The sequence below is a fragment of the Photobacterium alginatilyticum genome (assembly GCF_009910675.1).
Lineage (GTDB): Bacteria > Pseudomonadota > Gammaproteobacteria > Enterobacterales > Vibrionaceae > Photobacterium > Photobacterium alginatilyticum.
In genome coordinates, this window is the sequence record NZ_RSEJ01000003.1 from 102577 (window position 1) to 128181 (window position 25605).

18 protein-coding genes and 1 tRNA gene are annotated in these 25605 nt (G+C 45.7%); 10 read left to right on the plus strand and 9 right to left on the minus strand.

Features of this window, described 5'->3' with window-relative positions; all coding sequences use genetic code 11:
• Nucleotides 1-119 precede the first annotated feature (119 nt).
• The gene (locus tag EIZ48_RS04270) at nucleotides 120-737 is read left to right on the plus strand and encodes a hypothetical protein (protein ID WP_160648855.1); all 618 of its coding nucleotides are present in this window, start codon (nucleotides 120-122) and stop codon (nucleotides 735-737) included.
• A 121-nt stretch (nucleotides 738-858) separates the two neighbouring features.
• Here the strand turns inward: EIZ48_RS04270 and metG are convergent, their stop codons facing one another.
• A complete protein-coding gene (gene metG / locus EIZ48_RS04275) occupies nucleotides 859-2373 on the minus strand; it encodes a methionine--tRNA ligase (protein WP_160648856.1) in 1515 nt (504 codons plus the stop codon).
• A gap of 444 nt (nucleotides 2374-2817) precedes the next feature.
• Between metG and EIZ48_RS04280 the strand changes: the two genes are divergently transcribed.
• On the plus strand, nucleotides 2818-4815 hold the full coding sequence (locus EIZ48_RS04280) for a methyl-accepting chemotaxis protein (protein WP_160648857.1): 1998 nt from the start codon (nucleotides 2818-2820) through the stop codon (nucleotides 4813-4815).
• Nucleotides 4816-4966: 151 nt separating this feature from the next.
• Nucleotides 4967-5057: transfer RNA gene (locus EIZ48_RS04285), tRNA-Ser, on the plus strand.
• 533 nt (nucleotides 5058-5590) lie between these two features.
• On the opposite strand, the gene EIZ48_RS04290 is transcribed toward EIZ48_RS04285, so the two are convergent.
• From EIZ48_RS04290 to arcC, 5 genes are all read right to left on the minus strand, one after another.
• Entirely contained in the window at nucleotides 5591-5989 is a 399-nt protein-coding gene (locus EIZ48_RS04290; protein ID WP_160648858.1) for a hypothetical protein, read from the minus strand.
• 96 nt (nucleotides 5990-6085) lie between these two features.
• Nucleotides 6086-8545, minus strand: coding sequence for a glycogen/starch/alpha-glucan phosphorylase (locus EIZ48_RS04295; protein WP_160648859.1), 2460 nt, complete (start codon nucleotides 8543-8545; stop codon nucleotides 6086-6088).
• A 560-nt stretch (nucleotides 8546-9105) separates the two neighbouring features.
• Nucleotides 9106-9360: a hypothetical protein gene (locus EIZ48_RS04300; protein WP_160648860.1), complete on the minus strand. Its 255-nt coding sequence runs from the start codon at nucleotides 9358-9360 to the stop codon at nucleotides 9106-9108.
• A gap of 150 nt (nucleotides 9361-9510) precedes the next feature.
• Entirely contained in the window at nucleotides 9511-10122 is a 612-nt protein-coding gene (locus EIZ48_RS04305) for a TetR/AcrR family transcriptional regulator (protein ID WP_160648861.1), read from the minus strand.
• Nucleotides 10123-10255: 133 nt separating this feature from the next.
• Nucleotides 10256-11164, minus strand: coding sequence for a carbamate kinase (gene arcC / locus EIZ48_RS04310; RefSeq protein ID WP_160648862.1), 909 nt, complete (start codon nucleotides 11162-11164; stop codon nucleotides 10256-10258).
• A gap of 399 nt (nucleotides 11165-11563) precedes the next feature.
• On the opposite strand from arcC, the gene EIZ48_RS04315 reads away from it, so the two are divergent.
• The 5 genes from EIZ48_RS04315 (at nucleotide 11564) to EIZ48_RS04335 (ending at nucleotide 17795) form a co-directional block, all read left to right on the plus strand.
• On the plus strand, nucleotides 11564-12970 hold the full coding sequence (locus EIZ48_RS04315; RefSeq protein WP_160648863.1) for an APC family permease: 1407 nt from the start codon (nucleotides 11564-11566) through the stop codon (nucleotides 12968-12970).
• A 15-nt stretch (nucleotides 12971-12985) separates the two neighbouring features.
• Nucleotides 12986-14077 (plus strand): agmatine deiminase, encoded by a 1092-nt coding sequence (gene aguA / locus EIZ48_RS04320; RefSeq protein WP_160648864.1) that lies wholly within the window; start codon nucleotides 12986-12988, stop codon nucleotides 14075-14077.
• Nucleotides 14078-14161: 84 nt separating this feature from the next.
• A complete protein-coding gene (argF, locus tag EIZ48_RS04325; RefSeq protein WP_075762775.1) occupies nucleotides 14162-15208 on the plus strand; it encodes an ornithine carbamoyltransferase in 1047 nt (348 codons plus the stop codon).
• A gap of 398 nt (nucleotides 15209-15606) precedes the next feature.
• Complete coding sequence (locus tag EIZ48_RS04330) at nucleotides 15607-16872, plus strand: RidA family protein (RefSeq protein ID WP_160648865.1); 1266 nt, start codon at nucleotides 15607-15609, stop codon at nucleotides 16870-16872.
• 374 nt (nucleotides 16873-17246) lie between these two features.
• Nucleotides 17247-17795 carry a hypothetical protein gene (locus tag EIZ48_RS04335; protein ID WP_160648866.1) on the plus strand — a complete coding sequence of 183 codons (549 nt, stop codon included), beginning with the start codon at nucleotides 17247-17249 and terminating at the stop codon, nucleotides 17793-17795.
• A 132-nt stretch (nucleotides 17796-17927) separates the two neighbouring features.
• Here EIZ48_RS04335 and EIZ48_RS04340 read toward each other — a convergent pair whose 3' ends face one another.
• Together EIZ48_RS04340 and EIZ48_RS04345 are read right to left on the minus strand one after the other, a co-directional pair.
• A complete protein-coding gene (locus tag EIZ48_RS04340) occupies nucleotides 17928-19037 on the minus strand; it encodes an AAA family ATPase (RefSeq protein ID WP_160648867.1) in 1110 nt (369 codons plus the stop codon).
• A 22-nt stretch (nucleotides 19038-19059) separates the two neighbouring features.
• A complete protein-coding gene (locus EIZ48_RS04345; protein ID WP_160648868.1) occupies nucleotides 19060-20271 on the minus strand; it encodes a vWA domain-containing protein in 1212 nt (403 codons plus the stop codon).
• A 136-nt stretch (nucleotides 20272-20407) separates the two neighbouring features.
• Here EIZ48_RS04345 and EIZ48_RS29900 point away from each other — a divergent pair, with 136 nt between their 5' ends.
• Entirely contained in the window at nucleotides 20408-23263 is a 2856-nt protein-coding gene (locus tag EIZ48_RS29900; RefSeq protein ID WP_160648869.1) for a BRCT domain-containing protein, read from the plus strand.
• 152 nt (nucleotides 23264-23415) lie between these two features.
• Here EIZ48_RS29900 and EIZ48_RS04355 read toward each other — a convergent pair whose 3' ends face one another.
• A complete protein-coding gene (locus EIZ48_RS04355) occupies nucleotides 23416-23814 on the minus strand; it encodes a hypothetical protein (protein ID WP_160648870.1) in 399 nt (132 codons plus the stop codon).
• Nucleotides 23815-24401: 587 nt separating this feature from the next.
• Here EIZ48_RS04355 and EIZ48_RS04360 point away from each other — a divergent pair.
• Entirely contained in the window at nucleotides 24402-25490 is a 1089-nt protein-coding gene (locus EIZ48_RS04360) for a DUF871 domain-containing protein (RefSeq protein WP_160648871.1), read from the plus strand.
• Nucleotides 25491-25605: the final 115 nt, after the last annotated feature.

A 25605-nucleotide genomic window follows, 5' to 3' on the forward strand; every position in this document is an offset into this window, starting at 1 on the left:
TCTGTTAGTTTAGAGGTGGCATATTTTGCGGTTAATACCTTAGTTAACATGCTGTTATGGTCAATTTCCTTGTGTTACGTTGTACTTATAGAGGCAATAGCTAATTACTAGGGTGACAAATGGCCATTTATTATCATTTTACTAGAAAAGATGTTTTATCAAACATTATTAAAGAAGGAATAAGGTTAGGTAAGAACCCTTGTCAAGGGAATCCTGTTATTTCACTAACAACGAATACAAGTCCTGAATCTCTTGGCTTACAGGTAGGTGCTGAACTCATAGAGGGAAGAGATCGTGAATTTGATGTGGCACTTGAAAAGTATGATGAGTTGTTCACTATAGAGCCTTGGCGGTTAAGCACCTTGAGTGATGGAAGGCGACGTATTCAGATGTTCGATCAGACTGAAGTACGATTAACTGTTGAGATAAAAAACTCAGATCCTGGTGAAATCCTTAACTTTAAGCAGCTGTACCTCAGAGACTTGGTTCCAATATTGCTGAGTGAAGGCTGTGATCGTAATAGTATGAATTTATGTATAGCTAATCTAATTCTTAGTGGAGATCATCCCTTCGGAACTGATTATCTTACTGATGAAAAACTCAGAACGGAAATAACTGGTATTATTGAGGGTTCACGCCGACATAGAGCTGATGAATGGCATTTCTATACTGTTCCTGTTAAACCTAGCCAGATAATAAATGTTGAGTATAAGCAATCAGACGATTCATATAGTTAGTGTTTTACAAATTAAGCTAATATGTAAATAGCTGATTATGCAAATAATCTCTCTACCTATGCTAATTCAATAATCAGGCCGTAGTATGTTGCTATCTTACGGCCTGACAATACTGACCATTCTATTTATTGTGGTGGATTCTCGCAAAGTGGCTATTGGCTTGGCTGATATTGATAGCGCTTAATTCAATGCTGGAGCGTAATAAGCACTTAGAGATATCAATACCAAACTCTGCCAGCACACTACCCGAAAGCTTCGGGGTTATAGGAGCGTAGCTTAGCACTACCTGACGAAGAATATTACTTACCACAAAGCAGGTGTTTTTCACATGTTGGCTATCTTGTCCTTTGCTGATAAGCCAAGGTTTTCGCTGGTGAAAGAAAGTATTGAGCAGATCAAGGATTTGTTTCAGGATTAAAGTAGCCTGATATAAATCATATTCCTTGTAACAGTGAATGGCTCTTTCAAGCTCCTGCTGACAGGATGCCAGCAACTGCTCACAGTCATCATCGAGGGAATGTTTAATGGCTTCCTCCAATTGGCCATCAAAGTACTTCAATACCAGGGTGTTATTTCGTTTCACCAGGTTGGCAAGGTTATTGGCAAGATCGGCATTAACTACCTCGGTCAGTTCTTCGCTGGCGACATTGCCATCGCGGAAAAGAGGTTTCTGTCTTACCAGCGCATAACGAAGGCCATCAGAGCTAAGCAGGTGGCTGAAGGTATTGGGGTTAATCGTTGTTTCCGGGTTAGATTTTGATATTTTTAGCCCGTTTATTGTCCACCAACCATGAACCACCAGTTTTTCAGGTAAAGGCAGATCAAGAGCGAGCAAGAAGGCTGGCCAATATAACGCGTGAAACTTAAAGATGTCTTTTCCCAAGACATGGACCGTCTGAGATATTGATTGGTTAGCGTTACCTGTTTGCTTGATAGCGGTGATATAACTGAATAAGGCATCAATCCAGACATACACCGTGTGCTCGTTATTGTTAGGGACTTTGATCCCCCATGCGTTGTTAATTCTGGATACCGAGAGATCTTCCAGCGGGCCTTCTTGAAGCAATGAAACAATAGAATCTTGAAAGTGTTTCGGGGTAATGAGATTAGGGTGTGTCAGATAGTATTCCAGTAATCGCTGGCGGTATTTTTCCAATCGGAACAGATACGTCTCTTCTTCAACCGTGTCGACTTCCCTTTTATGCACCGGGCAAAGGTTACCTTCCAACTCTCGAGGAGAGTAAAATTGCTCGCAGGCAACACAGTATTGCCCTGAGTATTTTCCCAGATAGATATCGTTATTCTCGAATAATTGTTGCCAGACAGCGCTGATATGATCTTTATGCTCTTGCTGGGTTGTTCGAATGAAAATATCGGGGTGAATATCCAGTTCCGGCCATAACCCCGAGAAAACAGCGGCTTTAGTATCAACAAACTCTGTGGCATCTGTTCCTGCTGATTGTGCCGTAGAAGCGATTTTCAATCCGTGTTCATCGGTACCGGTAATGAATATATTTTGCTGCCCTGATAGTTGCCTGAAGCGATGGAAAATGTCGGCAATGATCCCACTATAGGCGTGGCCGAGATGCGGATCGCCATTGGCGTAGAAAATAGGGGTGGTTACAAAAGAGGTCATCAGTGTGTCTCCTTGGGTTAACTTTCAAAACCGGAAGGGAACAGACACCTATTTTGCCAACGAACCATTCCAGTTTGTGATGATTGGAATGGTGTTGCTTTTATGGTTTGTTAGAACAAGCAGCCCATCCCTCGCAGCATTCGCTGTGAAGGCATGTGCATCATTGAAGTTTGGCGCAAAATTCTCTCGTTCATGTTCTTTAAGCTATCAGACGCTTAAATGTCATACAACCATTATGTTACTGATTTCTTATTAATTTGATGAAGTTGCACTAGTGTAAAGAAACAAAGTATGAGGTAGAAGTAAGCCTTTCATTTTATTTGTTTTTAAATTTCATTGTGTGATTTTTCACCACTTAGTAGCGATTAATCCGCATGGATTATTTATTATTGACTGATTTAACATTATATTAACCTTTCTTGGTTAGACATGGATGTAGTACCTATGAAATTTTCTATCGCCAGAAAGCTGAGGATTAGCTTTTTGTTGATTACCGCACTGTTTTTATGTGCAGCGGTTATCCTTTACCAACAAATCAAGCAAGTCGAAGACAACGCCCATTATCTGCTCAATGAGGATTTGCCGACGGTGGATGCCAGTCGTTCGCTTCAGCAGTCTGCGCAGTCTTCTTTATTGGTGCTGAGGGCCTATATGCTGCAGGGCGGGGATGAAGCTTCCGGTCAGGTACTTAGGCAGCAGCTCACAGATACCTTTGCCCTTGTTGAACGCCAGTTAACCGAACTTAAGAGCCATTTGACCGATGAACAGTATGGCAAGGTGGGGCAGAGTTGGCAGGCACTGATGGAAAGTGAGCAGGCTATCGTTGATATTAGCCATACGCCAGACAACCTCCCGGCTCATGCCCTGATGTTCAACGAGGCCGCTCCTATTGCTGAAGTAGCACTTGATCAGCTGCAAGGACTGATAAACGAAGAAGAGAACAATGCATTTGGTGGTGAGCGGAAAAGGCTCATGAAGCTTTATGCTGATAGCTATACCTCGCTATCGAACGCGCTGGGCGCACTGCGTGATTATCTGTTTGACGGTAACCAGGATCATCTTGATAAGTACAAAGAGCTGATGACGAAGCATGCCAAGTCGGTTGCCGAAGTCAATAATCATCTGGCATTGCTCAGCGATAGCGATTTAAGCCTGTGGCAGATCTTTGAGGATATGCAGAAAATGTATCTGCCGCTAGCCGAGCAGGTGATTACCTTGCGTCAGTCCCCGGAGTGGAACAAAGCCAACTATATGATGGCGCAGCAGACCGGACCGGCTGCGGCCCAGTTCACCAAGCTTCTCGATGCAATCGTTGTTGCCCAGCAGGAGAATGCCCAGCAGGGCGGTATGGCTATCAGCGACAGTGTGTCACGGGTGATCACCACCTTGATCGCGGTGGCGATTATTGCTTGTGTCTGTTCGTTGCTTATTGCTACCTGGCTGGGGCGTAGCATCGGTTCGAGACTCACCCTGGTCGGCCAGAGGGCCGAAGAGATTTCTCACGGCAACTTCTCAGGGAAAGCACTTGAGAATAAGGGGGACGATGAGATTACATCGCTGGTGGATGCGGTAAATCGTATGACAGCATCGCTGTCGGCCTTGGTGACCGGGGTCACGGATAAGGCCAAAGACGTTGATTCAAGCATGAACCGATTGCTTGAGAACAATAGCAGCACCGCAAACGAGGCAACCAACCAGGCTGAGAAAATTCGCTCAATGGCTACGGCGATTGAGGAAATGTCGGTAACAGCCAGTGAAACGGCGCAGCATACTCAGGCTGCATCGGATGATTTGAAGCAATCTTCTGTATTGCTTGGTAGCGGTGAAAAAGCATTGGAACAAAACCAACAGACGGTGGATGAGCTTAACGCTCTTATCGGCCGGGCAAGCGAAATGGTTCAGCACCTGAGTGACGAGAGTGATCGTATTGAGCGGGTTACCGAAGTGATTGAAAGTGTTGCCGAGCAAACTAACCTGCTGGCGCTCAATGCAGCGATAGAGGCGGCGAGGGCAGGTGAGCAAGGCCGTGGATTTGCGGTAGTAGCCGATGAGGTACGTTTGCTGGCGCAACGAACGACGGAATCAACGACCGAAATCAATGCGATTGTTGATGCCATCCAGAGCTCAACCGGGCAAGTGGTGAAGGTTATCAATGATAGTCAATCGCTGGTCAAGGCAGGCACGGAGCACACCGCGCAGGCTAATACCATGCTTCAAGACACTATTCGTTATATGGGCGATGTGGCCAATAAAGTCAGTGATATGACAATCGCGACCGAGCAACAGTCCGACGTTTCTCAATCACTGGCAGATTTAGTTCACCAGTTGTCTGATTCTGCCGCCGATGTGTCGAGTAACTGTGACAGTGCCAATCAGACTTCGCAGGCTATCAAGGCGCAGGTGGATGATCTGAACCAAGAGATGAGAAAGTTCTCGGTTTAGGCTGCGTGCTGGATAGTGGCAAGAGCGCCTTCCTTGTGGGGGCGAAACTGCTAAATAACGCTGTATTGCTTAAGGTTTAATCATATAAACGGAGTTTTTGAAAATCTGCTTTACAAGCATCAGTTAGCCTCGTATTATGCGCCGCACTTACGGAGAGATGGCTGAGTGGTTGAAAGCACCGGTCTTGAAAACCGGCATACGTTTGTAGCGTATCTAGGGTTCAAATCCCTATCTCTCCGCCACATTAGAAAGCCCAGCAGAAATGCTGGGCTTTCGTCGTTTAGAGTGCTTAGTTTTGATAGGGATTTGAGATAGGGTGAAGAAGCCTGGATGAGGGTTCACCTGAGCGAAGCGAAAGCACATCGGCTCTGCCGATAGCCCGAAGGGCGCGAGCTTGCGAGTAGTTAATCCCTATCTCTCCGCCATTATGTAAACGTTGATATATTAGGGATGAAGATAACGGATTGAGATCTTGGTATTAACCATCAGTCAAATGGTCAGTCAGGTGAGTTATCACGGGCTGGGATCGTATTATCGGCACTGCCGCATTCGAGATAACTGACGATGTGACTGTTGCTTGAAAGGCCTGGCACATTTTGCGAATACAAATACGAACATCGAGGTACCACCCTTGAAAGAGTTCTTTATCGGGTGTGGATAGGTGTGCAGTGATGTGATTTATCTATTGAGTTTGGGGCATGGCGTTCACTAACAGCCTTATTTTGCTTATTTTTTAGAGGTTTCTCAGCTGCTTAGGAACAGTCTATGATAAAAATCAGATAGTTATGTTAACTTGTGTTTCTTGTTCAAAAATATGGCCAAAGAAAGTATCAAAATTAAAACGCACTCTTTTACCTATATAATTGGATGTGATCTTATTGCCTGTAACTCGCGAGCTTACTTCTTCTTTAGCAATCTTAAACTTTAACAACTGAACACCATTATATTCATCCAATGACGTTAACAGTCCGTTGCAAATATTCAACTCGTCAGACTCATCGGCAAGATATATAAATTCGGGGCGAATGCCGAACTGTACTTTATGGTTAATAAAGGCATTTAGTTTTTCTTGCTGAGATTCAGGGATAAATAAGTGAGTGCCATCATCAAGTTCGATAATGATGTCATGATCAATCCGTCGAATTGTTGAAGAAATTAGATTAATATTTTCCATAGTTATCTCGCCGTTCTCTCCAATAGCGGCCTTGCGGCCGCTATGACGTTAGGTTTTCTGGTATCAATTCAGATTCATAATTACCAAAGCGGTGAATTAACGCGTTACTGCTTCGAGTTTCCAAATGTTATTGGCATAGTCCCGAATACTGCGGTCTGAGCTGAACTTGCTCATCAATGCTGTATTCAGAATTGCTTTGCGTGCCCAGTTTTGCTGGTTACGGTATACAGCATCGATTCTCTCGTGAGTCTTCACGTAGTCGTCAAAGTCAGCCAGTACCAGATATGGGTCGCCGCCATCCAGCAGGTTGTGGCGAATCGACGCCAATTGACCTGGGTACCCTGGTGTAAACTCATCAGTCTCCAACAGATCCAGTGATGCGCGTAGTAAGCTGTCAGCATGGTAATAGCGGTAAGGGTCGTAACCCTCTTCTTTTAGTTTTTGTACCTCATCAACCAGCAAGCCGAAGATGAAGATATTTTCGTCGCCGACTTCTTCACGCATCTCCACGTTTGCACCGTCCATGGTACCGATGGTCAGGGCACCGTTCAGGGCAAACTTCATGTTACCTGTACCAGACGCTTCTTTACCTGCCGTAGAGATTTGCTCAGAAACATCGGCAGCAGGGAACAGGATTTCCGCCAGACTTACGCGATAATCAGGGATAAATACAACCTTCAGTTTGCCACCAAGACGAGGATCATTGTTCACCTTGTCGGCAATCTTGTTGATAGCGAAGATGATGTCTTTCGCCAGTGCGTAACCAGGTGCTGCCTTTGCACCGAAGAAGAATACTCGTGGGTGCATATCAAACGTCGGATCGTTTAGCAGGCGATGGTATAGCGACAGAATGTGAAGCAGGTTCAGGTGCTGGCGCTTGTATTCGTGCAGTCGCTTGATTTGGATATCGAAGATAGCATTGGTATCCAGCTCGATACCCATGTTTTCTTCAACCCAGTCAGCCAGACGCTGCTTGTTATCTTTCTTCACCGCCATATAGCGCTTCTGGAACGCCTTGTCGTCAGCAAATTTCTCAAGACCGGCAATCTTGTCCAGATCTTTTGGCCAGTCATTACCGACTTTCTCGCTGATCAGCGCAGAAAGCCCCGGGTTACAGTATTTGATCCAGCGACGCGGTGTGACACCGTTTGTTACGTTGGTCAGACGGCCAGGGAACAGCTCGTTGAACTCAGGGAACAGATCGCGCTTAACCAACTCAGAGTGCAGTGCGGCAACACCGTTTACTGCGTAAGTACCGACAACACACAGGTTAGCCATGCGAACCATACGTTGCGGGCCTTCCTGGATGATAGAAAGCTTGCGCTTCACTTCGTTGTTGCCAGGCCAGGTTTGATCAACCAGCGTCATGAAGCGGTGGTTGATCTCGAAAATGATCTCCATGTGACGAGGAAGCATCTGGGCGATTAGTGACTCGCTCCAGGTTTCCAGGGCTTCAGGAAGTAGCGTGTGGTTGGTGTAGGCAAATGTCTTGGAAGAGATCGCCCATGCCGTGTCCCAACCCAGCTTGTACTCGTCAAGCAGGACACGCATCAGCTCAGGGATCGCGATCGTCGGGTGCGTATCGTTCAGCTGGATAGTTTCCAGTTTCGCCAGATCTTCGATCTTGTTACCAGCACCGATATGACGGCGCAGGATATCGGCTACAGAGCATGCACAGTGGAAGTACTGCTGCATCAGGCGAAGTGCCTTACCCTGGTCATGGTTGTCATTCGGGTATAGCACTTTCGTTACGTTGCCTGCTTCCAGCTCTGAGTATTGGGCACCTACGTAGTCACCGTCGTTAAAACGCGCCAGGTTAAACGGTGCTGGCGAGCGGCATTCCCACAGGCGAAGCGGGTACACGCTCTTGTTGTCATAACCGACAATCGGCAGATCCCAAGCCACACCTTCTACGGTCATACCCGGTACCCAGCGACGGCATTCATGGCCGTTTTCATCGGTATAAGTTTCAACATGACCGTACAGGCTTACAGTTTGGTTCAGTTCAGGGCGAACCACTTCCCAAGGGTAACCTTCCAGGCCACGCCATGCATCAGGCGATTCAACCTGACGGCCATTTTCAAATGACTGGCGGAACAGACCGTACTCATAGTGCAGGCCATAACCAACTGCCGGGTATTCTTGTGCAGCCAGCGAATCCATGAAACATGCTGCAAGACGGCCAAGGCCACCGTTACCCAGTGCAGGATCGCGCTCTTCCTCTAGTAGGTCAGTCAGGTTCTGGCCCATTTCTTCCATTGCGACAGCAACGTTTTCATACAGGCCCATGCTGATCAGGTTGTTGCCTGTCAGACGGCCGATCAGGAATTCAAGAGACAGGTAGTTAATGCTACGCACTTTCTCTTCAGCCAGTTGGTGTTCGGTTTCCAGTAAGTCTCCGGTAGTGATTTCAGCCAAGGCACGGCCCATTGCCAGATACCAGCTACGTGAAGTCGCCGTTGCAGGCGTGTTCGCGTAAGTGGTTGTTAGGTGTTTTTCTACAGCCGCTTTAAAAGCCACCTTATCAAATTGTTGTGTCTGACCATTGGTAGTCATGGTGCAATCTCGCTCTAGGGATTAATTCCAACTGGTGACTATGTTGCCTTCATTTGTCAGTTAAAAAATCCTCCCTACCAAGGGAGGATTAGGAGTTGGCGGGAGGGTATAGCTGCTCAACCCCTCTCGGAAATGTGATCTATAGCAAGTTATTGGGGCGTAGATGGCTAACTTTGAACCCTTATTTGCTGATTGCACCACCAAATTAAATTGAATCCAATATGCGCATGAATGCTTATTTGTTGCAAAAAAAAAGTATAGAGTTGATGATTTCAGTATGAAGAAACTTGGACTCATAGACTAAAAGCAACACTCAAAACTAAAAAAGTAAGCTGTCATAATCCATGTGTTTTCCTCCCGCCAAGAAGAAAACACATGAAATATAACAGTTCATTGACAGTGAAAGGTATAGGTATAGGCTTTCTATACTGATGACTTATAGAGTCAGGTTCGCCGTAAATATGGTCACAAGACTTGAGCCTTGCCACATAGCCAGAGAAGTTCCTAGTATGGCGATCAAACCCTGGGCTACCGTCGTTTAGGGCGTTTGATTTTGATTCCTACAGCTTAAACTTGCCTGTAATTTCAGATAGGCTTTCCATGACACTCGATAATTGCTTTGTTGAGTGCTCTGTACTTTCCGCATTCTCGTTGGTTGCTTTAGCAAGGCCATTTACTTCGATGACCGATTGATTGATCTCTTGGGCTACAGCATTTTGCTCTTCTGCTGCCGTTGCTATCTGAGTATTCATATCTTGTATCTGTCCCACAGAGGTCAAAATAGCATTCAATGATTCTCTGGCTTTTGATGCCATTGAAATAGCATCTTTCGTATTACTCTTGTTGAGCTGAACGTCAGTTTTAGAGTGGGTATCGCTAACGAATAAGTTCCCTCAGTAAAATGCTGTTTATATATTGGTTTTGGGTTTCAATTTTCGAATTATCCAGAAGGAATGCTCAGAGCTTCATTCTGAATCGACTCTTTGACAAATTTTGGGGATATAGATTTGAAGATACGACTCGGTAAGGCGTACCGCCTCTTGAGCTAACTCTGGAGTGATATAACCAAATTTCCGGTAGGAAAGAGAATAGATTTTATCGGCAACTTGTAGTGATATGGCAAAAATATTAATAGGTTGCGACAGTTGAGGGATATCGAAAAAACGTCTATAAATCATTTCAACCTGATGACCTAATTCAAGATCATGTTCGGTATCGGCATGGCCTAATTCAGAGAAGGTATGGCGTCCTAATATTAGTTTTTTTGCGATAGGATTATTATTGTAATAGTCCACATAGGCAGTTTCTATCATCTTGTTAATATCAGTCCAATGCGAGACTTTTTCTTCATCTATACATCGTTCCAATAATAGGTCGAATTCTTTAAAAACATCGTTTAATAATGTATGAAACAAGTCTTCTATGTTGGGGTAGTGATGGTACAACGTTGATGTTGCCATGCCACATTCTTTAGCGACATCATACATAGAGATATCCGTTGCTTCACGCCTCTCCATCAACTGGACAACAGCCTCGTGAATTCTCCGTAATTTTTCTTCTGTCTTAACTTTTCGCATATGCTTGCCATATATCAAGTATATTATTAATTAGAAAGATAAAGGAGCGCTCGCCAAAAATCCATTGAGAGAATGAAAAGTTTAGCTAGCTCTCCTTTGATCCTATTTTACGGCTTATCAAACAATAACTGTTCTACTGGTGAATATGAGTACCGGATTTTCCTTCAATGATCTCTAACGCACAAGTCAGATCACCGATATGCCCTTGTTGTCCTGTTTCTTTGACAAACTGACAGCATGCATCCACTTTAGGCCCCATTGAGCCCGCAGGGAAGTTGTACTGTTTCATTTGCTCAACGGAGACATTTTCCAGTTTCTCTTCGTCTGGTGTTCCCCAGTTCAAACATACATGCGTGCCGTCTGTCAGGATCAGCAGGTGTTCGGCACCAATTTGCTGAGCAATCAATGCAGCAGTCATGTCTTTATCGATAACGGCTTCAAAGCCCACATAGGCACCGTCTTTTTCGACCACGGGTGCACCACCGCCGCCACCACATATGATGAGATGTTCTTTCTCTAAGAGGTCTTTAATGGCTCTGATCTCTAATACTTCCTGTGGCTTCGGAGACGGCACAACACGACGCCAATGCGCCCCATCTGGTTTTACGATCCAGCTATTTTGCTCAGCAAGCTGCTTGGCTTGCTCTTCGGTATACACAGGCCCAATAAACTTAGAAGGCTCTGCCACCGCTGGGTCGTTTTCGTCGACGACAATACGAGTCAGAATGGTGGTGGTATAACGGTCTTCAATGGCTGCATTGAGCCCTTGTTGAATAAGGTAGCCAATCATTCCTTGCGTTTCGGCACCAAGGACATCAAACGGGTAGGGTGGACAATCTTTGTAAGCATTATTTTGCAACGAAAGTAAGCCTACTTGAGGGCCATTGCCATGAACAATAACCAAACGATAATCTTTGCTGAGCTCGGCTAATGAGCTTGCTGTCTGTGCGATGCTTTTCTGTTGATTCTCACAACTCATGATTTCACCGCGTTGTAGCAAAGCATTTCCGCCTACAGCGACAACAATAATAGGCTTAGACATATCGAGTTCTCCAAATAAGTGAAGTCAAAAAGACTTATCACACTGTATTGAAATATATCTATATGATTGTGGATAAAAATCACAAATCGGTTTTTGTCCAAAAGCTGGATTATCAAACCTTGCCTAAATCACATAAATATCATTAATCGTCTTTCCAAATTGGATATGTGATCTCGTAGACATTTTAATCATCAAGTTTTTTATCGATATCCAAAAAGGCAAATATTGATCAAAATCAATTGTCCGGTTTATTGAGCATATTTTCTCTGTTTATGTTGAAGCCATTTTATTTTTAATCCTTATTAATTTCACCAAAACCGATATTCAGTTTTCATCAAAGTTCTTGTCGGAAATATCTCCTTTAATAAATAGCGAGTTGGAATTAAGGAGAGAAGAGCGATGAGTAACGAAACTCAGGGTAAAATGGGAGTCACGGCTATTGCACTATTTACTTTATGTGCAGTATTAGTCGTCGACACATTAACCGCCTCGGCCAGTATCGGTGTTAGTGCCATTGGCTGGTGGGTGTTGATGTTAATCTTTTTTGTCATCCCTTATGGGTTGATCACATCCGAATTAAGCACAACCTACCCAGGCGATGGGGGGATCTACGATTGGGTAAAACAAGCGTTTAATTTCAAATGGGCAGTCCGCACCACATGGTTCTATTGGATCAATGTTGGCTTATGGATGCCAGCGGTTTACATCATGTTTGCCGGAATGTTTGCCGAGCTATTTATGCCGGATCTCTCCCTTTGGGGGCAGATCGCCATCTGTATCTTGCTAACCTGGCTAACCGTTTGGATTTGTAATGTGTCTGCTGATATTGGCGTCTGGGTAACAAACGTCGGTGCAGTATTGAAAATCATAGTGATCGGAACACTCGGAGTGGGCGGCTTTGTCTATGCGATGAACAATGGTGTCGCTAACGAATTTAGCTTCTCAGCCATGATTCCAAATATGGATTCGGCCGTTTCCTTCTTACCCGCGATTGTCTTTAACCTAATGGGCTTCGAACTGGTTGCGACCATGACCAAAGAGATGAAAGATGTTCGCGACATGCCTAAAGCGGTCTTCCTTTCTATTGGCATCACGGCCTTCCTCTACATCTTCGGTACCGTTGGTATTTTGATGGCTCTGCCTGTTGAAAGCATTGGTCTGGTCGCCGGCCTAATCGACACCTTCAAAACCTTATTTGGTGACGGCGTATTCGGTACAGCCATGGTGTACCTGTTCGGCACACTTGCCCTGTTAACCCTTATCGGCAACATGGTGAGCTGGACAATGGGTGCAAGCCGAGCTGCTGCAGAAGCGGCACAAGAAGGCGAGCTGCCAGCCCCAGTGGCAAAAGTGTCAGAAAAAGGCTCACCAGTCGGTGCAAACAACATTACCGGTATCGTTTCTACCGTGGTGATTTTATCGTACGCATTGTTTGCACAAGGCAATGATGACTTATTCTGGTCAATCTTTGCTTTCTCTAGCTGTATTTTCCTACTGCCTTACCTGTTCATGTTTCCGGCGTATCTAAAGCTGCGCCTCGTCGATAGCGAGCGTGAGCGTCCATTTCAAGTGCCAGGTGGCATGGCTGCCCAATGGGTAATGTCCATCGTGTGCTTCTTTGTCATCTTCCAGGCAGTCGTACTGTTTATCTTCCCGGAAGCACTCGATCTTACGGTCGCAGATTGGAGTTATACCGGCCCTGTATTGGCAGGTGTCATCGCCACAATCTTGATTGGTGAATGGATTCTGCTAGGTGCACTTAAACGCAAAAAAGAACAAGTAGAACAGCAAGAAGCAAAGGCTTAGTTCAGGAGAAAAATTATGAAAAAAGTATTAACAACAACGCCAAAAAAAGATGGTTTCAGAATGCCTGGTGAACATGAGCCTCATAGTGAAATTTGGATGGCATGGCCAGAGCGCACAGACAACTGGCGCAATGGCGCCAAGCCGGCACAAAGAGTGTTTACCGATGTCGCTAAGCAAATTAGCAAAACTACCCCAGTGACTATGCTGGTGAGTTCAGAGCAATACGATAACGCGGTGTCTCGCTTGCCAGACGATATTCGGGTACTTGAGATTTCTACGGATGACTCATGGATGCGTGATATTGGCGCGACATACGTCACCAACGACAAAGGTGAACGCCGTGGTGTCGATTGGGAGTTCAATGCGTGGGGCGGGTTTGTTGATGGCCTCTATTCACCATGGAATCGTGATGATCAGGTCGCACAAAAAATGTGTGAAGCCATCAGAGACTCACGCTACAGAGCGCCTATCGTTCTGGAAGGCGGTTCAATCCACGTTGATGGTGAAGGCACGCTCTATACCACTGAAGAGTGCCTCCTTCATGAAAGCCGCAACCCAGACTTAAGCAAAGAGGAGCTCACAGCTGTTCTGTGCGAACACCTCAATGTTGACAAGGTGATTTGGCTGCCTCGAGGGCTGTACAACGATGAAACTAACGGTCATGTCGACAACATTCTTCACGTCGTGAAGCCTGGCGAAGTCGTACTGACCTGGTGTGAGGATGAAAATGACCCTCAGTTTGAAATAAGCCGTGAAGCATACGACTACCTGTCCAGCCAAACGGATGCCAAGGGGCGAAATATCATTGTGCACAAACTGCCGATGCCAGGCCCGTTGTTTATGTCTGCTGAAGAAGCTGCAGGAATTGATATCGCAGAGGGAATGGAACGAGAGGCAGGCGAACGCTTGGCCGCTTCTTATGCCAACTATCTCATTACCAATAAGCAGATAGTACTGCCTCTGCTTGATGAGCGATACGACAACGACGTCAAAGCGATACTAGAGGACATCTATCCAGGCTACGAGGTTAATGGTGTACCAGCCCGTGAAATCTTACTTGGCGGCGGGAACATCCACTGCATTACCCAGCAAGTACCAAAAATTTAATTTAGATCTAATCCAACAACTTTCAATGAAACAAAAGGGGATGTTCGACAAGAAGATCCCCCGGATAAAACAAGGAACATTACTATGAAACTACCATCTTCAAGCGCGACTGAACTAAACAAAGCAAACATGGAACACATGGTGTCAATGAAAGACTTCTCTGTTGAAGAGATGGACAACATGATGGAGCTGATGACATACCTCAAACAAGCGCGCAGAGATAACGCCATCCCTCAGCTTTTCAAGGGCAAATCAGTAGGGATGATTTTTGAGGCGGGCTCTACGCGTACTCGCGTTTCTTTTGAAGTGGCAGCGACGTTACTTGGCGGACACGCACTGTTCCTGTCTCCTAAAGACATCCACCTGGGCGGTAAGGAGTCTATTGATGATACTTCACGTGTATTATCACGCATGTGTGACATCATCATGGCGCGTACGAACAGTCCAGAAACTCTCGATGGCCTGTTAGAGATGTCAACCGTGCCGGTAATCAACGGCCTGGATACTCGTTTCCACCCGACACAAATGCTTGCAGACCTTTATACCATCAGAGAGCACATCACGGATGGCCGCAGACTATCAGATCTTACTCTTGCCTTTATGGGCGACGCGACAGACGTATGCCGCTCACTGATGCTGACATGTGCAAAATACGGTATGGGCTTTAAGCAAATTGGTCCTAAGAAATACCATATGGAACCAGAGTGGGTAGAACTTGCAGAGTCTTTCTGTAAAGAGTCTGGTGGTCATATCGAGATCACGGATGATGTAGATCAGATTAGTGAGTGTGATGTGGTTTATGGCGACAGCTTCTACTGGGTAACACAAATGGATGAAAAAGAAGAGCGTCTAGCTGCCTTCATGCCAGATTATGTGATTACCGAAGAACTGATGGCGAAAGCTCGTCCTGGCGCAATGTTGCTGCACTGTCTACCAGCTAACGACAAAGAAGAGGTGACCCGTGGTGCGCTAGAAAGTGAGTACTCTGTCGCATTCGATGAAGCTGAAAACCGCTTAACGGCTCAAATGGCTATCTTGGTATACTTCACGCACAAGCATGCGGTCATTCCAACAGAAGAAACTATCAAGCATCATGAAGAGAAGATCAACGGCTTCTTAAAAACGCTATAATGCATAACGATTAACTTATATTAAATAATAAAGGCCTCTATTTCTTAGAGGTCTTTTTATATTTATGGTAACTATAGAAAGAAGATGAGAAACAGCTTTAGCAAAATATCAGTCACCTCTCTAGTGATAAAAACGCAATATCGGTTTTTCTATGTTATTTCTTTAATATATTTAAATGAAGCTAACACTTTTTATTCGAAACTAAGGATTAATCCGGAATGTTGACTCTAATCAAATTAAATTGTACGTCACTTTATCTATTATAAAGTTATTAACTATTCGCAATTTTAGCTATCCGAAATTACTTTTTATTTAAATAAGACAAGAGCAAATAAAGAATTAACCCAAGCCAATGCAAAGCAAATATTCACTTACTCTACAACAGGATAAACGCCGACATGACCAGCAAGATCGTAAAACTTTCAAGAAATACTGAGAACGCACCTAAAGACTTGGCCTCCACACAGACCGTTGCATTTTCTCACTATAATAATATTTCAGCTCAATTACCGATAGACCCTACCACAGGCCTTATTGTAACCGGTGGCATCAAAGAGCAAACCAAACAGTGTTTAGACAATATTAAAGCCATTGTTGAAAGCATCGGCCACATTATGGACGATGTGGTTAAACTCAATGTATTTGTTAAAAACATTGCTGATGTTGACGCTGTAAATGATGTCTACTCAAGCTTTTTCAACAGTTACCTTCCGACTCGAACAACTGTTGCAGTTGCTGCGCTGCCAATAAATGATGCGTTGGTTCAAATCGATGCCGTTATTTCTAATGGTGAAGGTACCCCATCACAAGAGCCGTGTGACCTCATCAAACTGGTAAGAAATACAGACAATGCGCCACAAAGCGCTTTGTCTACACAAACGGTGGCGTTTTCCCATTACAATAATGTGTCTGCTCAATTACCGATTGATCCCACAACGGGCCAGATTGTTTCTGGCGGAATCAAAGAGCAAACAGGGCAGTGTCTACAGAACATCAAAGCGATTTTAGAGAGCATTGATGTTCCATTTGATGATATCGTTAAAGTAAACATCTTCCTAAAAGATCTTAACGATATTGAAGCCGTTAACGAGATCTATAGTACCTACTTCCCGGATTCCGCAATTGCGAGAGCTGTTGCCTATGTGCCTGCTCGCTCAGTGGTGGCAGCTTCTGCATTACCAATGGATGCGTTGGTACAGATAGACGCAGTGGTATCACACGGTGACGGTACTCCACCGCAAGAAGTAGAAGATCGTCATGGCATCGTTATCAAAGCCAACAATACAGATAGCGCTCCAATAAGTCCGTATTACACTCAAACGGTCGCGTTTTCTCATTACAACCATATCGCAGCACAGTTACCCCTAGATCCTAAAACAGGCAAAGTTGTCGCTGGTGATGTAAAAGCTCAGGTCAAACAATGCCTGGACAATATCAAGGCGATCGTAGAAAGCATTGATCATGTTATGGACGATGTTGTGAAAGTGAATGTTCAATTAACAGATATTGCTGATATTGATGCCGTCAATGACGTTTATGTCACCTACTTCCAGGATGAACTACCAGCAAGAACAACAATTGGCGTTACGTCTATTCCTATGTCTGCCGCAGTCCAGATTGATGCCGTTGTATCTAACGCTGAAGGGACACCACCAAAACGATAAAAAGCAGCAAATAGTATAGTACTACGATAGAACACCCATTAACCTGAGGACAGCTTGGTTTAATGGGTGTTCAGGTTTTGAAGCCAGTCCTGTGTCGTTTCAGATATTCTAAACCCAGACTAATAGCGAGGGTATTCGGCTGGATTTAGCCTGCTTTCATATACACTCGTCCCCAAATGTATCCCCATGCTAGTACAGGCATCACAAAATGGCTCTGTAGCGCAATTATGGTTTATAAAGTTTGAGTTCTTTACGTTATTATCCACCGCATGATTCAATCATGATGACAAATTGCACTGGAAATATGAGCTCATTAAGAGCTTCATGTTGCTCAGAGTGTGGTTAACCCGCATAACATTAGAAGAGATTAGGTTTTGCTAGAGCTAGTTACAGAAGTATTAGGTTGGACGTCAGTGGCGTTCTACATCTCCATTACTGTGTTTAACAGTATGAAGTTCACCCGCTTCGCCGCGTTTGGTTCCGCTGCGAACGATATTATCTGGTCTATTCTGATGGGCTGGTGGCCAAAACTGATCCTCAACCTGTCTGTCGCGGCCATCAACACTTACCGTTACGTCAATGACTTTACCAAGGCTGCAAAAGTGGTGGTTAACTTACTGGCCGCGGTGATGGCTGCAGCAATCATGTACATCGTGTATGTTGCTGTTACGGCGTTTATTGCCGAGCCGACACTGCCTGTTGCCTTGCAGTTTATGGACTTGGGACTGATTGTTGCAGCCCTGTATATGACAACGCTACGTAAGTACCGGGTACTGATGCTGGTGTCAGGTTTTATCGGGATGGCGGCGTACTTCGGCAACCCGCAAATGATGGTTATCAAAGCCATGGTTATCGGCATTATGTCCTACAAGCTGATTGCGCCAAGCCAGCAGGAGAAAGGTGAGCTTGTTGCCCAAAATTAATCATTGCAGAAATGAATTAGGCTAACGCCGATCAGGTAACATCAAACAATTAGGTTCATGATCCGCTGAATAATTCCTGATCTTGGTAAAGTACCCTCAAGCAGTATGTTTGAGGGTATTTTTATGCTGGTTCTAAGCGGCCTGGCTAAGGAATAGCTTAGCCAGTTCGGCGTCTGCCAGGACGCCTTTCAGGCTGGTATTGCTTGAGTTCATCAAATCCTGCATTAAGCCCAGGCGCAAATCGTTCGGTAATACATCCATTTTGAGAAAAGCCTGGATATTGCCCATCTGGGTCTTGTTGACCTTTAGCCTGGACACCTCAAGGTAGTGGTGCAGTCTGGTGCAAAGTGTTGCCAGGATATCAATACGCGGGTTGCTGCTGCCGACAGTTTTGATGATTCGCGGACCAATTTCTTTGTCGAACTTTTTGCTGTCCACAATGGCCTGTGGTGATACTAGTTTGCTGAGGTTTTGCTCAACGAATACGATAAATGCCGCGCAGGTCGTTTCGTCGAGGCACGATTGGGCCAGCATGTTTACCAGCGGTAGCTGCTCTTTCAGATCGTCGATGGGTGCAATGCTCTGGAAAAACTGTACCAGCGAGCGGGGAGTGGTTCTCTCGCCATCGACCAGCTCCGGGTAGGTCAGTACAAAGTCGATACCGCGTGGATCTATTCCGTTCCTTTCTGCCCACATTGCCCATGCCTTGGCATTAAACTCCATCGTCACATGCATCATACGGGTTAGCATCGCATCATCCATTGGTGTGACTGAATAGTCACCCCCATCCGGGTTGGCAGTCAGCACTATCTGCCAGCCTTCTGGTAGCGTCCAGCTGATCAGCTCATGGTTTTGCAGTAGTTGCATAATGCCCCGCAGGATACGCTCATCGGCACGGTTAACGTCATCGATGAGCAGAATACCTGGCCCCGGTTCAGTCGGTACCCAATGAGGAGCGGCAAAGCGAGTGACTGTTTCACCGCTTTCCAATGTCTCGGTGATTGGCATTCCCAGCAAGTCTCCCATCTCTTCAAACTGAGCCGGCGCAATCGCGCGCCATTGCATCCCTTGCTCTTTGGCGATCTGTTCAACGAGTTGGGTTTTACCGATCCCGTGGCGACCCCAGATACACACAGGAACGCTGCGTTGGCCATCGACAGGCAGAAGGTGTTCGATAAACTGGCGGACTTCCGGTGCCTGACAGCTCAGGCCGTAATAAGTGTAATTGTGTTTGTGGCTCATAAGAACTCGCTTAGGGTCAAATTCAGGATGCAGGCATCGGGATCACGCGGCCGCTGCGGCGTAAATCGCTAGACGTATGTCCAGGTTCAGGGCTGTGCAGCAGCCATAACAGCGGCATTCGTGGAGCGATCTCTGGTGCCGGAGCGCCTCCGTCAGTGAAGTAAATAAGGGCGTCGAATTTGTGCTGATTGGCGTAGGCGATAGGGGCGTTAAAATCCGTCCCTCCGCGGCCACAAACGTTATCCGGGGCAATGCCCTTATACGGGTATGTCTGCTTAATCTCGGTATCGCACTCTTGTACGGTGATTTCTGCACCTGCCCGCCAGATGTGGCCAATTTCTTCAAAGAAGGCACTAAGTTGTTTGTTATCGACACTGGCAGACGTGTCCACGGCAACTAACAGGCGCTGATGCGGCTGGATCTTTGTGCCGGGAGTGGTTCCGTATCGCTTGGACGGACGGCGCAGGGTATTTTTGACTGAAGTACGACGGCTGCTGTTGGCAAATAGGCGTAACAACCGGCGCCAGTTCACTGTAGCCTGGCGTTTTTCCAGAAGCTGGGTCAACACATGCAGGATTGCGGCAGGCAGGTTACCTCGTGATTTCGCATCCAGTTCTATTCGCTGTGCTGCCTGGCTAAGTTTATTCTCCAGCTGTTGCTCCAACAGGGATCGTTCTGATTTAGCCGCATTGGTGAAGACTTGCCAACCATCGTGGCCCGGATTGAGGATCTGCGATGTATTGTTGTCACTGCCACGATCATTGCTGCGTTCACTATTGCCAATAGCAGATCGCCATTGCGGAGGAAGCTCTTCTGCTGGTTGCGCGATTGCCTGATAGTAATAGGCCACCTCGCGGTTAGGTTCTAGCGGAGGGAGTTTGAGCTCTCGACGCCAGTTGTTGAGATCTGAGAGCGTTATCGCTGTGTTGCCCAGTTGTTTGGCCTTAAGGTATTGATTGACGACGAGATCGGCGGCCAGGTCAAAACGGGCTTTATCGGCGTAGCGGCCACGCGCAAAGAGATGCCCAAACACCAAGTGCAGAGCTTCGTGCTTTAGTGCTCCCAACTGTTGATCTTCGTCCAGTTCTTGCCAGGTTTCACTTTGGCAAACCAGTTGAAGGTCGCTTTTTCCCTGTGGCTTTAGCTGAAGTGGCGGTGCATTTTCTGCACAGTTGCTCACTATCGATTTTTGAAAGCCTCCCAGATAGTGGCCATAGAAGGGCTCACGCAACATAAGCTTTACCAGTATGCGTGACAATGTGTGAGAACTAATGTGGTTGCACCGTTTAACTGTATGATTTTAAGGTGATTATCCATATAATGCGTGGATGGTCAATCGGTACAGAATAATGATTAATAAGGAATAATTCGTGACGAAAGCTTGTCTGGATGATTATGACGTTGAAGAAGTGCTAGCACAGGTGCACTCCAATGTCACCCACCTGAAATATGAATGCAGGAAAGAAAAGCCGGAATGGAGCGATGTTGCGAAGGCATTTCCCAGTCTGAGTTCGATTGAGCTTAACTGCTACAGTTATAGGGCAGATCAGAGTCGGTTAATCGATGCTGTTTTTTTTGCTCACTTCCCTGCACTGAAGCAACTAATCGCAAGAGGTTGCCTTGTGCAACTGGAAGGCGTTGATCCAGCCAATCTGTCTCAGTTGGAAACAGTGACGATCTCTTCAGTGCTGGATGCGGAATATCTCAGTGTGTTTGGCAATCTTCCTAAGCTGAGCCATTTAGAAGTGTCCGTACAAGGTACGTCTCTGGTGTTTGATGCGACATCGGCATCGGCGCTTGAATTCGTGAGCCTTGTTCTGCCATCGGTTGAGTTGCTGGATATCGATCTCAAGGCCGTCAACTCCCTGCGTAAGCTTGATCTCAATGATGAAAGCTATCATTTCGACAAAGATACTCAGCTGACAGTGAAGCGGCTAAGTTTGCCCGACAGTCTGGATGAGCTGCGACTGTCATTGCCTTGCGTGGATGGCTTGCCCGATAACGTGCTGGGTGATACTCCACATATGAGCAAGCTGGAGATGAACATTACGACAGCGGCGTTGCCGGAAAAGATGTTCGGGAATCTGCTTTCTGCCGATGAGCTGACAATCATGCTCAAAAAGCCGACGCCATCCTTACCGGACGGTTTGTTTTCTCAACTGAAGCGCGTTGATCGTTTGTCTCTTCGCATGAACAACAGTCCATGCAACATCGGCTGCCTGTTACATGATGAGCTAACGGTTAAAGAGTTGGCATTAAGTAATGCCAAAGGGGTAATGAGCGGCTTTGCACAGGTAAAGCAGCCAGCCCTTGAACAGATTGATTTATTCGGTGCTTCCATTGATGATTTGGGCTTTCTCAACCTTTGCTCCGATCTCCAGAGCTTGTCATTGGGTTCTATTCAAGGTTTGATGGATACCGCGGTCTTTCCACAGCTGCCGAACCTTAAAGCGTTGGCTTTATATCATTGCGACGGCACTGAACTGCATCCAGCAATTCGAACATTGAGTCAGATAGAGCAGCTCACTATTCAGACGTGTCGATTGCAGGCGCTTGGTGATCTCTCTGCAATGAGCTCGCTTGAGAAGATCGTCATTGACGATGTTTCAATGAATCTAAATCCGGTAAATCCACCGGAGTTGAGCGGGTTGCTTACTCTGCCTGCGTTCAAGTCTCTGGAGCTGGCGATTAACCCTGATGAGGAAGAAGGCTATAGCCTTGAAGCCCTGGCTGCTCTTCCACCAGGGAGCAGTGTTGAGATTAGCCTGTATGACAACGGACGTCGCAGTGAGATGCTACAAAAACAGCTGGCGGTATTAATTAATGCGGAGCTGACGGTAGATCAAAAACGTAATTATTGGCAACAGTTGCTCCCGCTGAAATTTCCCCGAGAACTGCCGATAATGGACGGGCGTTTCTACCTGACCTTCATGGAAGCGCGCTATACACCGTATAAAAAACAGGCGCTGGCATGGTTGCGACAGGTCGCCGAGTCAACGGTGGCCAAACGGCCGTTGGACAGTAATAGCTGTATATTCATTTGCGGCCGCAGTGGTTTTAAGTCTGCGGAAATCAAAGCAAAATCGGCTGAGCTTGGCTTTAGCATCAGTAAAAAACTGGATGATAAGGTTACTCATATCCTGGTGGGTAATAATCCGAAAGGTACAGCGGCTATTGATCCTGAACAGCACTTACTGGTTGACGATACCGCCTTGCAACAGTTTTTCCAGCAAGAAGCGCCACAGTTTCTGCAACAGGAAAGTGCTGTGGATAGCGGCATGATTGACAGCGTGCTGGAAATGCTGAACTCACCGGATGAGACATCACACCGGGTTGCGATTGAGATGCTGGCTCAGGGTGGTGTTACCAGCGCCATGCTGATGCCGCTGTTCTTGATCCTCAAGATGACTTCAGACAACGGTCTTCGTGCTCAGATAAAGGCGCTGCTTGCGGGTCATGGCAGCGAATTGTTCCAGCTGGCAGTCAATGATCGCACTTTGTTTAACACGGTGCGTGGTGACAACGGTGAAGGCTGGGATATGGGCGAAGGGCCGATGTTCAAAAAGCTTAAAGGTCTGCTTAAAAAGTGGGGACCAGAACTTTGCTTTGATTTTGCCAAGCACTACTTCGATCGCTACGGTGAAGGTCTGCTATTGGTGCTTACCCAGAAAGAAGACTCACCTCAACGCCTTGCCATCATAAGCGAATTGATCGAAGGGGAGTGCCTGAACTGGAATAAAGGTTGTGGATTCAATGGTCAGCTAGAAGGTGCCAGCGAAAAACGGATGACTGATAGTCATCGTTATCCGGATATTTATATGCAGCATCAGAATATGTTGGGAGAGCCTAAAACTCGCCTGCCGAAGACCTTGCCGGCTTCGTCTAAAATTACCGAGCTAAATCTGAGTAACTGTTACCTTGGTACTTTGCCATTCGGTTTTGAGCTGTATACCGATGTGACAAAACTGAGTCTTCGGTTTAACCACCTTGAGGGGCTGCCAGCTAAGCTTGCCAAGTTAACCGAACTTGAAGAGCTGGATTTATCTTATAATCACTTCGATGAGTTCCCTAAGGTACTGTTTAAGCTTAAGAAGCTGAAACGATTAGACTTCCGCCGTCCGAGCCAGCCAGACTACCGTACCGGTTATGGCAGTGGTTATGAGTCGGTCGCTGTACCACAGGCGTTTCGTGATGCCTTCCCGGATTGTGAAATCCTAGAAGATTAACGTTAAAACCGAGAGGGCTTAATCGCCCTCTTTCCAAATCGCTGAGTAGCCTGCACGGCTCGGCCAGACGCCAAGTAATTCTCGCTGAAACGAGCAGCTTGAGCTAGCTTAGGTATAAGTATGTCAGCTTATTATCAAATATAATGGGAGTTTTATTTCAGTATCGTTCTTAATCGCTCTATATCAATAATCCATTGCTTGTCTTGAAAGTTTTCAAAGCCCATGTTTTTTGCAAAATTGGCTAAACTGTCATTGGCACCTTCGATGCCGATATTATTGGTTTGATATTTATTTGATACTTTAACGATGAACTTGAGTAGATCGGTACCATGTCCAACACGGGTATGCTTAAACCCTATTTTTGCAATGACGATAGTATCGGATGTCCACATATCTGTAGCCGGCTTGAATCTTAAATAGAGATCAAAGTGTTTCCTGCTGGCATCAATAGTGAACATATTAGATGTGGCTGGGCCGGTTTTGTAATTGAACCTTTCCATGAGATACATATTTAAGTCTTGGCAAAAAAGCTGGATTTCCTTATTTGACATCACAGGTTCCTTTTTCTTACCCCATCTTACATGATTTTCATTTGGCTGAAGTATTGAACAGTTCATTATGTTTCAATGAGATGAACAAGAGATGCATTTAACTTACATATAACCACTCGGGATGTCAATGAGAGTTATTCTCATCTTTTGGCTGTGGCACTTGATGTTTATGTGCGATCACTTCTGCCGACTTGAGCGGTCATTGTGTACTTTGGACGAGAATTGGGTGCTGAGTGCGTTGCCCTATCTTTCCTCATCTCACACACTAATAATTGGTCATTATGTAATTCCGTGAATCTTCGTTTATATAATTGCGAAGTGTCCCGAAAAATTACGCGCTTACCTATGTCTAAGTTTGATGGTAATTGTGATCTTTGTTGTTTCAGGGGAAACTGTTTTTAAAGTGAAACCATTAAATAATGACTGGGAGTAGATTCATAAAAGGGGAAGAAATAAATGGTTTATGACCTCTTTTATCGTTCTTTTGAGTGAATAATATAGCGATTAGATACAAGAAGTTTGCTTATATGATTCCACCATATTTAATGAAATAGAATATCGAGCAGTTAGAATAAGGAATTAAATCAATGAGAAAGTTGGGTATATCGGTTTATCCGGAATTAGCAAGCTTAGAGCGCAATAAGGAATATATCGAAACGGCAGCCAAGTATGGCTTCAGTCGTATTTTTACCTGCTTATTGTCCGTTGACGGTGATAAAGAGCAGATCATTGCCGAATTTAAAGACATGGTATTGTGCGCGAAAGAGCATGGCTTTGAAGTCATTGCGGATGTTGCACCACATATTTTCGACGATCTGGGCATTAGCTACGAGAACCTGAGCTTCTTTAACGAAATGGGCGTGGATGGTATTCGCCTTGATGAAGGCTTTACCGGCAATGAAGAAGCCCTGATGACGTTTAATCCATATGGGTTGCAAATCGAGCTCAATGTCAGTGTGGCGAATGGTTATCTGGATAACATTTTGTCTTTCCACCCTGATACTGATTATCTGATTGGCTGTCACAACTTCTATCCTAAGCGCCGCTCTGGTCTAACGCGCGAGCACTTTATCAAGGGCTCAAAAATCTATAAGAAACACGGTTTGCGCGTTGCAGCCTTTGTTGGGTCGGTGGTTGAGGGGGCGAAAGGCCCTTGGCCGTTGGCTGACGGTCTGTGTACTATCGAAGAGCATCGTGACTTGCCGATTGATGTACAGGCGAAAGACTTGTTCTATACCGGTGTGGTTGATGATGTCATTATTGCTAACTGCTTCCCGAGTGAGGAAGAGCTGAAGAAGCTGGGTGAGCTACACAAAGGGCTGGTAACACTGGATGTCGAGCTGGAAGTCGAGCTTAACGATGATGAGGAAACTATCGCATTTGAAGAACTACACTTCTTCCGTGGAGATTGCGGCGAATACACTATTCGCTCCACCATGCCTCGCCTTAAGTTTAAAGATGCAGTGATCCCTGAGAAAAATGCGCGCCAGATCCGCCGGGGAGATGTGATCCTCGATAATGCCAACTCGCCACGCTACAAAGGTGAGTTGCATGTTGCGCTGGTTGATTTCGACAATGACGGCAGCAGCAATGTTATCGGCCGTGTCACTGATACCAACTTACGCTTCCTGGATCAAATCCAGCCTTGGCAGAAGTTCAAGCTGGCCAAAGCGTAATTGCGTTTAATAGGATTGGTATCCTCTTAGCCAGACTAAAAAATTGCCTGACAATGTTAATAAACAAAGCCGAGCAACTGCTCGGCTTAGCTATTTAAGTCATTTGAAATTGGCT

What these genes read in the sequence shown, in the direction of transcription:
- EIZ48_RS04345 (WP_160648868.1), bottom strand. Translation starts at nt 20,271, where the DNA reads ATGTTGCGTGAGCCCTTCTATGGCCACTATCTGGGAGGCTTTCAAAAA.
- EIZ48_RS04360 (WP_160648871.1), top strand. Translation starts at nt 24,402, where the DNA reads ATGAGAAAGTTGGGTATATCGGTTTATCCGGAATTAGCAAGCTTAGAG.
- aguA (WP_160648864.1), top strand. Translation starts at nt 12,986, where the DNA reads ATGAAAAAAGTATTAACAACAACGCCAAAAAAAGATGGTTTCAGAATG.
- EIZ48_RS04290 (WP_160648858.1), bottom strand. Translation starts at nt 5,989, where the DNA reads ATGGAAAATATTAATCTAATTTCTTCAACAATTCGACGGATTGATCAT.
- EIZ48_RS04270 (WP_160648855.1), top strand. Translation starts at nt 120, where the DNA reads ATGGCCATTTATTATCATTTTACTAGAAAAGATGTTTTATCAAACATT.
- EIZ48_RS04300 (WP_160648860.1), bottom strand. Translation starts at nt 9,360, where the DNA reads ATGGCATCAAAAGCCAGAGAATCATTGAATGCTATTTTGACCTCTGTG.
- metG (WP_160648856.1), bottom strand. Translation starts at nt 2,373, where the DNA reads ATGACCTCTTTTGTAACCACCCCTATTTTCTACGCCAATGGCGATCCG.
- EIZ48_RS04280 (WP_160648857.1), top strand. Translation starts at nt 2,818, where the DNA reads ATGAAATTTTCTATCGCCAGAAAGCTGAGGATTAGCTTTTTGTTGATT.
- EIZ48_RS04315 (WP_160648863.1), top strand. Translation starts at nt 11,564, where the DNA reads ATGAGTAACGAAACTCAGGGTAAAATGGGAGTCACGGCTATTGCACTA.
- EIZ48_RS04295 (WP_160648859.1), bottom strand. Translation starts at nt 8,545, where the DNA reads ATGACTACCAATGGTCAGACACAACAATTTGATAAGGTGGCTTTTAAA.
- argF (WP_075762775.1), top strand. Translation starts at nt 14,162, where the DNA reads ATGAAACTACCATCTTCAAGCGCGACTGAACTAAACAAAGCAAACATG.
- EIZ48_RS04340 (WP_160648867.1), bottom strand. Translation starts at nt 19,037, where the DNA reads ATGAGCCACAAACACAATTACACTTATTACGGCCTGAGCTGTCAGGCA.
- EIZ48_RS04330 (WP_160648865.1), top strand. Translation starts at nt 15,607, where the DNA reads ATGACCAGCAAGATCGTAAAACTTTCAAGAAATACTGAGAACGCACCT.
- EIZ48_RS04305 (WP_160648861.1), bottom strand. Translation starts at nt 10,122, where the DNA reads ATGCGAAAAGTTAAGACAGAAGAAAAATTACGGAGAATTCACGAGGCT.
- EIZ48_RS04355 (WP_160648870.1), bottom strand. Translation starts at nt 23,814, where the DNA reads ATGTCAAATAAGGAAATCCAGCTTTTTTGCCAAGACTTAAATATGTAT.
- arcC (WP_160648862.1), bottom strand. Translation starts at nt 11,164, where the DNA reads ATGTCTAAGCCTATTATTGTTGTCGCTGTAGGCGGAAATGCTTTGCTA.